The sequence below is a fragment of the Lutibacter sp. genome (assembly GCF_040883305.1).
In the GTDB taxonomy this organism is placed as follows: domain Bacteria; phylum Bacteroidota; class Bacteroidia; order Flavobacteriales; family Flavobacteriaceae; genus Lutibacter.
Genome location: NZ_JBFLKT010000158.1, coordinates 1 through 7248 on the forward strand (window position 1 = coordinate 1; position 7248 = coordinate 7248).

Annotated in this window: 8 protein-coding genes and 1 pseudogene; 3 read left to right on the forward strand and 6 right to left on the reverse strand. The window is 29.5% G+C overall.

Going from position 1 to position 7248, the window contains the following annotated elements:
* The 3 genes and pseudogenes from AB1Z17_RS05160 to AB1Z17_RS05170 form a co-directional block, all read left to right on the forward strand.
* A pseudogene (locus AB1Z17_RS05160) lies at nt 1-342 on the forward strand (2-oxoglutarate oxidoreductase); the annotation flags it as partial.
* A gap of 6 nt (nt 343-348) precedes the next feature.
* Nucleotides 349-912, forward strand: a complete 564-nt coding sequence (locus tag AB1Z17_RS05165) for a 2-oxoacid:acceptor oxidoreductase family protein (protein WP_368050729.1) — start codon at nt 349-351, stop codon at nt 910-912.
* Between the two features lie 79 nt (nt 913-991).
* On the forward strand, nt 992-1882 hold the full coding sequence (locus tag AB1Z17_RS05170; protein WP_368050730.1) for a TIGR01777 family oxidoreductase: 891 nt from the start codon (nt 992-994) through the stop codon (nt 1880-1882).
* A gap of 15 nt (nt 1883-1897) precedes the next feature.
* Here AB1Z17_RS05170 and AB1Z17_RS05175 read toward each other — a convergent pair whose 3' ends face one another.
* The 6 genes from AB1Z17_RS05175 to tpiA form a co-directional block, all read right to left on the reverse strand.
* On the reverse strand, nt 1898-3187 hold the full coding sequence (locus AB1Z17_RS05175) for an NAD(P)/FAD-dependent oxidoreductase (RefSeq protein ID WP_368050731.1): 1290 nt from the start codon (nt 3185-3187) through the stop codon (nt 1898-1900).
* A 13-nt stretch (nt 3188-3200) separates the two neighbouring features.
* Entirely contained in the window at nt 3201-3764 is a 564-nt protein-coding gene (locus AB1Z17_RS05180; RefSeq protein ID WP_368050732.1) for a hypothetical protein, read from the reverse strand.
* A 34-nt stretch (nt 3765-3798) separates the two neighbouring features.
* Nucleotides 3799-4749 (reverse strand): NAD(P)H-dependent flavin oxidoreductase, encoded by a 951-nt coding sequence (locus tag AB1Z17_RS05185; RefSeq protein WP_368050733.1) that lies wholly within the window; start codon nt 4747-4749, stop codon nt 3799-3801.
* A gap of 273 nt (nt 4750-5022) precedes the next feature.
* Complete coding sequence (locus AB1Z17_RS05190; RefSeq protein ID WP_368050734.1) at nt 5023-5298, reverse strand: ATP-dependent Clp protease adaptor ClpS; 276 nt, start codon at nt 5296-5298, stop codon at nt 5023-5025.
* Between the two features lie 17 nt (nt 5299-5315).
* The gene (gene prmA, locus AB1Z17_RS05195) at nt 5316-6149 is read right to left on the reverse strand and encodes a 50S ribosomal protein L11 methyltransferase (RefSeq protein WP_368050735.1); all 834 of its coding nucleotides are present in this window, start codon (nt 6147-6149) and stop codon (nt 5316-5318) included.
* Between the two features lie 99 nt (nt 6150-6248).
* Nucleotides 6249-7007, reverse strand: coding sequence for a triose-phosphate isomerase (tpiA, locus tag AB1Z17_RS05200; protein WP_368050736.1), 759 nt, complete (start codon nt 7005-7007; stop codon nt 6249-6251).
* Nucleotides 7008-7248: the final 241 nt, after the last annotated feature.

A 7248-nucleotide genomic window follows, 5' to 3' on the forward strand; every position in this document is an offset into this window, starting at 1 on the left:
ACTTTAGAAGGTATGCGTTCATCTACTTCACCATATGGTAGAGAAATAAAATCAATGGGATCTCCTTTAAAAATGACTGAATTAGTTGCTAATTTACCTGGAGTACATTATGTTACACGTCAAGCTGTACATACACATAAACACGCAAGAAAAGCTAAAAAAGCTATTCAAAAAGCGTTTGAAAACACACGATTAAAAAAAGGATTATCTTTTGTAGAAATTGTTTCTAATTGTAATTCTGGTTGGAAAATGACTCCTCTTGAATCTAATATTTGGATGGAAGAAAATATGTTTCCATACTTCCCATTAGGCGACATAAAAGTAAACGGAATTTTAAAATAATTAATTATGACAGAAGAAATTATTATTGCAGGTTTTGGTGGACAAGGTGTACTATCAATGGGTAAAATATTAGCATATTCTGGCATTATGCAAGATCAGGAAGTTAGTTGGATGCCTTCTTACGGACCAGAAATGCGTGGTGGAACTGCAAATGTAACCGTTATTTTAAGTGACGATAGAATTAGTTCTCCATATTTAAAAGTTTTTGATACTGCCATTATTTTAAATCAGCAAAGTATGGATAAGTTTGAAGAAAGTGTGAAACCAGGTGGTATTTTATTATATGAACCAAATGGTATTTCGCACCACCCAGTAAGAACCGATATAAATATTTATCAGATTGAAGCTAATAAACTTTCAACTGAAATGGGAAACAAAAAAATATTTAACATGGTGGTAATGGGTGCTTTTCTAAAAATAAAGCCAATTGTTGAATTAGAAAATGTTATTGAAGGCTTAAAAAAATCGTTACCAGAACGTTACCACGATTTAATACCATTAAACAAAGAAGCTATTACAAAAGGAATGGAAAGTGTAACTCCTTATATGGTAGAACAAGTAGCTAATTAAAACAATAAATTAAAGTTAAACATTTTTAAAATCGGTTATTTTGTAATACCTTTTGTTGCAAAATAATCGATTTTTTTATATGGCATCAATTTTAGTAACCGGAGGAACTGGTTTAATAGGTAGTAATCTTTGTAACTTACTTAAATCTAAAGGGTACAATGTTTCAATTTTAAGCAGAAGTAAAACAAAAAAAACAAATGTCTTTTTTTGGGATATTAAAAAAAAACATGTTGATAATGAAGCCATTATAAATACAGATTATATTATTCATTTAGCCGGTGCGGGTATTGCAGATAAACGTTGGACTAAAGCAAGAAAAAAAGAATTAATAGCTAGCAGGGTTAATTCCACAAACTTATTATTTGAAAAAGTTAAAGAATTAAACCCTGATTTAAAAGGTTTTATATCATCTTCAGGTGTAGGCTACTATGGTGCAATAACTTCAGAAAAAATATTTCAAGAAAATGATACTCCTAACAGCGATTTTTTAAGTAAAATTTGTGTTCTTTGGGAAAAAGAAGCCGCTAAGTTTAATTCATTAAATATAAGAACTGTTATTTTAAGATCTGGAGTGGTATTTTCAAAAGAGGAAGGCGCTTTAGAGAAAATTATGAAACCTATAAAACTTGGAGTAGGTGCTGCTTTAGGCAGCGGAAAACAATATATGCCTTGGATTGCTATGGAAGATTTATGCAATATGTATGTTTCAGCAATTGAAAATGCGGAACTTAATGGTGTTTACAATGCAGTTGCACCAGAACATATTACTAATAAAGGATTGACAAAATCAATTGCAAAAACATTAAAAAAACCGATGTGGCTTCCTAATATTCCTTCATTTGTTCTAAAAATTGCTTTAGGCGAACTTGCTATTATTATTTTACAAGGAAGTAGAGTTTCTTCGGAAAAAATAAAAAAAACTGGATTTAACTTTGTGTTTCCTACGATAGAAAAGTACTTTTCAAAGTAAAAATTAAAAAAAATATCAAAAAGATTCTTTATTTCTATTTTTAAAAGGTCGTATTATAAGGCGTGTTTCTCTATCAAAACGAATATAATTATACACCCAATTAAAAAAGACAACAGCTTTATTTCTAAATCCTATCAATGAAAATAAGTGTACAAACATCCAAACAAACCAGGCAAAAACACCTTGAAATTTTATATTTTTTAAATCTACAACCGCTTTGTTTCTTCCAATTGTTGCCATTGCTCCTTTATCAATATATTTAAAAGGTTTTAGTTGTTTATGGTGTAACTCTGCAATTAAGTTTTTTGCTACATGTACACCTTGCTGAATAGCAGGTTGTGCCATCATTGGGTGTCCTTTTGGAAAATCAGAAACATTCATGCAGGCAACATCTCCAATTGCAAATATATTTTTGTGATTTTTAACTTTATTATACGCATCAACTTTAATTCTTTCTGCACGCTCAATTACACATTCGTTATTTAAACCTTTAATAGTAGCACCTTTAACACCAGCTGCCCAAATTACTGTAGCTGACTCAAAAGACAAATCTGCATCTGTTGAAACCTTATAACCATCATAATTTGTTACGTGTGCATTCTTATAAATATTAACTCCTAGATTAATTAGAAAATCTTCTGCCTTTTCTGAAGCTTTTTCACTCATTGCTTTTAACAATCGATTGCTTCCTTGAATAATATTAATTTGCATTTGTCGGATATCTAAATCCGGATAATCTTTTGGTAAAATACCTTTTTTCATTTCAGCCAAAGCACCTGCTAATTCAACTCCTGTAGGTCCACCTCCTACTATAATAAAATTCATTAAAGCATTTCGTTGTTCGAAATTTTCAGTTAATAAAGCATCTTCAAAATTTTCAATTATTAAACTTCTCAAGTTTAAAGATTGTGGCACATTTTTCATAGCCATACTATATTTTTCAATATTTGTATTGCCAAAATAATTTGTTTTAGAACCCGTTGCTATAATTAAATAATCATATTTTAATTCTCCAATAGTTGTTTGTATTTTTCTTTTTTCGGAATCTATGTTTAATACTTCTGTTAATCTAAAATAAAAATTTGGTAGGTTTTTAATAACTTTTCTAAGTGGATATGCAATAGAATCTGGCTCTAAACCTCCTGTTGCAACTTGATACAACAAAGGTTGAAATGTATGATAATTGTGTTTATCTATTAAAACTACTTGCAATTCTTGATTTTTCAACCCTTTTACAGCCGCAAGTCCAGCAAAACCACCTCCAATAATTACAACACGAGGGAAACTCGTTTTGGGAATATTCATATTTTTATTAAGATTAATTTCCAGCTTCAAATTTACTTTTTATTTTTTTCAAATCTTGTTTAAGCATATGTAAATCTTTTTCTGAATTAATAAGATTGTAAATTAACTCTTTTCTTAAAACATCAATATTTTCGTTAAAATATAACGCCCATTTATATTCTTTAAATATAGTCTTAATTTGCTTTAATTTCTTAAGAGCTAAGTCTAACGTCATTATAGAATTAGTTGTAGTGTCATTTTCTCTTTTACAACAAATTTCAACTTCTTTTTTAATGAAATCAACTTCTAAATAAAAAAATTTTTCGGAAGTATTTAACGGAAAAAAATCCACCCAATTAGCATAACCAACATAATATATTTGGTTTTTATAAGCTTCTATTCCACTAATTTTCCACCTACAATTGGCGACTCTTCCCCAATGATTTGAATAGCGGTACACACCTTGGTTAGTATAATAATACAAACTCCCAGATTTACTTTTAAAATCAATTGATTCTTGCTTGCAAAAATCGTTGTGAATCATCTCAAATTCACAATAAGTATGTTTAAAAAAGTTTAAGCTATTATATTTTTTCAAGTTTGTTTTCGTTTAAAAATATAGAATAAAAATATCAACTAACTAATTCAGCTACAATATCTTTTACTGGTAAAATTTCTTTGGTATATTCTATACTAGGCCCGGCAACCCAAACTGTTTTATAAGTTGCTTTTGTTGCTGCATTAGTAACTGCATTTGTCCCAATCATATAACGAGCCATTTTTACCCATTTCTTTAACTTTTTATTTTTATTTAAAAAAGATTCAACCCATGTTTGTTTTGTTCCTATTTTTTGAACATAAGGAGTATTAATTACTGTACATGGAGTTCCAGAAATACGTTCAGTCATAATAATATCTTTTTCACCGTATTCTACACACGCTTGCTTATAATCATCTGTTACGCCAGCTTCTGTCGAAGCAATAAAAGGACTCCCAACAGAAACTCCAATTGCTCCATAACTTAACATTGTATCAATATCAGACTTACGCCCCACTCCACCAGCAGAAATTACAGGAATGTTGCAATTTTCTACAAGTTCTTTAATTAAAGTTTCCGGAGAACTGTTTCCTCTATGTCCACCAGCTAAATTGTTAACCGCAATTATGGCATCTGCTCCCAGGCTTTCTACCTTTTTGGCAAATTTTAAATCTGTAACATCACAAAATACCTTGATGTCTTTTTTATGTGCTTGTTTAATAGTTTCTTCTGGACTTCCTAAGGATGTGATAATAAAATCTACTCCTTCTTCGCAAATAATTGCTAACTGACCTTTATATTTTATATTAGATTTATTTACAATTAAATTAAAACCAAACGATCCACCAGTAACTTTAGCTGCTTTTAATTCTATTATTGCCGCCCGTAACTCCTCTAAATTTCTGTAATTTAATGCTGGAATACAACCTGCAATTCCGGCTTTCATTGCTTCAATTACCATTTTTGTATTAGAAACCAAAAACATAGGAGCTTGAATTACTGGATATGTTATATTTAAAAGTTGAGTAAGTTTTGCCGATTTCATATTTCAGATTTTTTCAAATATAGCAAATATTATATTATGCACGCATAATAAAAAATTATACTTAATTAATACCTTCTAAAAATTCTTCGTTCTTAGTATATGCTAAATAATAGTTAACTGAAATTTAACTTTTAAAAAAGCCAATTATTGTAAGAATTAAATCTATTACCGTCTAAAAGATAAAGAGTTATATCTTTTTCGTTTTTAATTAATAGTGTTCTTTTTGGTTAAGTAACTCTTTGGAAAAGTCGGTATGAAAATACCGACTTTTTTTTATACTATTTCTGCAGATAAACCTTTGCTAAGTAATTTGGTACAACGTGGTTTTAACTCGTTATATTCACCAGTTTTTACGGTACATTTCCCTTTATAATGCACTAAAATAGTACATTGTTCCGCTTGTTCTAAAGTATGTTCACAAACTTCAATTAAAGAATCAATCACAAAATCAAATGTATTAACATCATCATTAAACAACACTATTTCATATTGATTTGTTTCTTGCTCTAAAGTATCAACCTCGTCTTGTTTTTTTGTTTTTGTACTCATTTGATAAATTTAATAAATTATTTTTTATACTTTAAAGCCACCCAATTATTTCGTTCTATAATTGTATCAATTTTAAAGTCGTATTTTGAAACTTCTGCATTTATAATTGGAATATCTTCCTGATAAAAGCCACTAAATAAAATTACGCCATCATCGTTTAAACAATCCATATAAGATTGCATATCATTCAGTAAAATATTTCTATTAATATTTGCAATAATTACATCGTATTTTTTATTGATTAATAGGGAAGCATCTCCTTCAAAAACAGAAATTTGTTTGCAATTATTGCGCTCAGCATTTTCTATTGAATTTAAATAACACCAATTATCAATATCGATGGCATCAATTGGTTTTGCTCCTTTCATTTCAGCAAAAATTGCTAAAATTCCAGTTCCACAACCCATATCCAACACTTTTTTACCCGATAAATCTAAATTTAGCAAATGTTGCACCATCATATGTGTGGTTTCATGATGTCCAGTTCCAAAACTCATTTTTGGTTCTATCACAATATCATATTTCAAATTTGGATTTTCGTGAAACGGTGCTCTAATACTCACTAAATTATCTACCTGAATTGAATTGAAATTTTTCTCCCACTCACTATTCCAATTCGTATGCTCAATTACTTCTTCCTTAATTTTAAATTTAAACTCATTTGAATTTAATATTTGAATATCATTTAAAATATCCGAATTCCAATCGCCTTCTTGAATATAGGCAGTTACACCATCTTCATTTTCCACAAAACTTTCAAACCCGGCAAAACCTAATTGAGCAATTAAAATTTCAGTTGCAGGCTCTTTTGGTTCCACTAAAAATGTATATCCAATATATTTTAAATCCATAATATTATTATTTCAGAATGCAAAAATACGGTTTCCTATCATATTTTAAGGAAACCGTATTTATATTTATAAGTTATTTAACTAAATTTCAAATGGTATTTAGAATGATTTTACCAAAGCAATAAAGTTATCAGCTTTTAAAGCAGCACCACCAATTAAACCACCATCTACATCTTTTTTAGAAAAAATTTCTTTAGCATTTCCAGGGTTCACACTTCCTCCGTATAAAACAGAAACATTTTCTGCAACTTCAGTATTGTATTTGTCCGCAACAATTTTTCTAATAAAAGCGTGCATTTCTTGCGCTTGTTCTGGAGAAGCAGTTTCACCGGTACCAATTGCCCAAACTGGTTCGTATGCTAAAACAATATTTTTCCAAGCTTCAACTGGTAAATGGAACAATCCGTTTTTAATTTGACTTTCAACAACTTTAAAATGATTACCAGATTTTCTATCTTCTAAAACTTCACCAAAACAGAAAATTATTTCCAAACCATTTGCTAAAGCAGCATTAACTTTTTCAGCTAAAATAGCATCGGTTTCTCCAAAGTATTCACGTCTTTCAGAATGTCCTAAAATAACTGTTTTTAATCCTAAAGAAGTTAACATTTCAGCTGAAATTTCTCCCGTAAAAGCACCGCTTTTTGCTTGGTGCATATTTTGTGCAGCAACCTCAACCGGCGAACCTTTTGTAACTTTAACAACTTCACTAATATTAACAAAAGTTGGTGTAATTATTACGCGTGTATTTTCAAGGTTTAAACCTTTAACTTCACCTACAATTTCGCTTGCTAATTGTGTTGATTCCTCAACGTTTTTGTTCATTTTCCAGTTTCCTGCAACTATTTGTTTTCTCATTATTTTATGTTTTACTTAATTGTATTCTTTTTAACCTTACAAATTTACACTTTTAAGATGAAAAAAGGAATGAAATAAAAGACTGTTTCCGCAATCGTTTTCGATTGATTATCAACACAAAAACGTTATAATTTGTTCAAATATTTTTTAGTTACGTATTATCTCTTCACTAATCTAATAACATACAAACAGCATCATCAAATAATACCTTAAATAAAAAGAAAATATCTGTTACACCACA

What these genes read in the sequence shown, in the direction of transcription:
- AB1Z17_RS05165 (WP_368050729.1), top strand. Translation starts at nt 349, where the DNA reads ATGACAGAAGAAATTATTATTGCAGGTTTTGGTGGACAAGGTGTACTA.
- AB1Z17_RS05170 (WP_368050730.1), top strand. Translation starts at nt 992, where the DNA reads ATGGCATCAATTTTAGTAACCGGAGGAACTGGTTTAATAGGTAGTAAT.
- AB1Z17_RS05175 (WP_368050731.1), bottom strand. Translation starts at nt 3,187, where the DNA reads ATGAATATTCCCAAAACGAGTTTCCCTCGTGTTGTAATTATTGGAGGT.
- AB1Z17_RS05185 (WP_368050733.1), bottom strand. Translation starts at nt 4,749, where the DNA reads ATGAAATCGGCAAAACTTACTCAACTTTTAAATATAACATATCCAGTA.
- AB1Z17_RS05190 (WP_368050734.1), bottom strand. Translation starts at nt 5,298, where the DNA reads ATGAGTACAAAAACAAAAAAACAAGACGAGGTTGATACTTTAGAGCAA.
- prmA (WP_368050735.1), bottom strand. Translation starts at nt 6,149, where the DNA reads ATGGATTTAAAATATATTGGATATACATTTTTAGTGGAACCAAAAGAG.
- tpiA (WP_368050736.1), bottom strand. Translation starts at nt 7,007, where the DNA reads ATGAGAAAACAAATAGTTGCAGGAAACTGGAAAATGAACAAAAACGTT.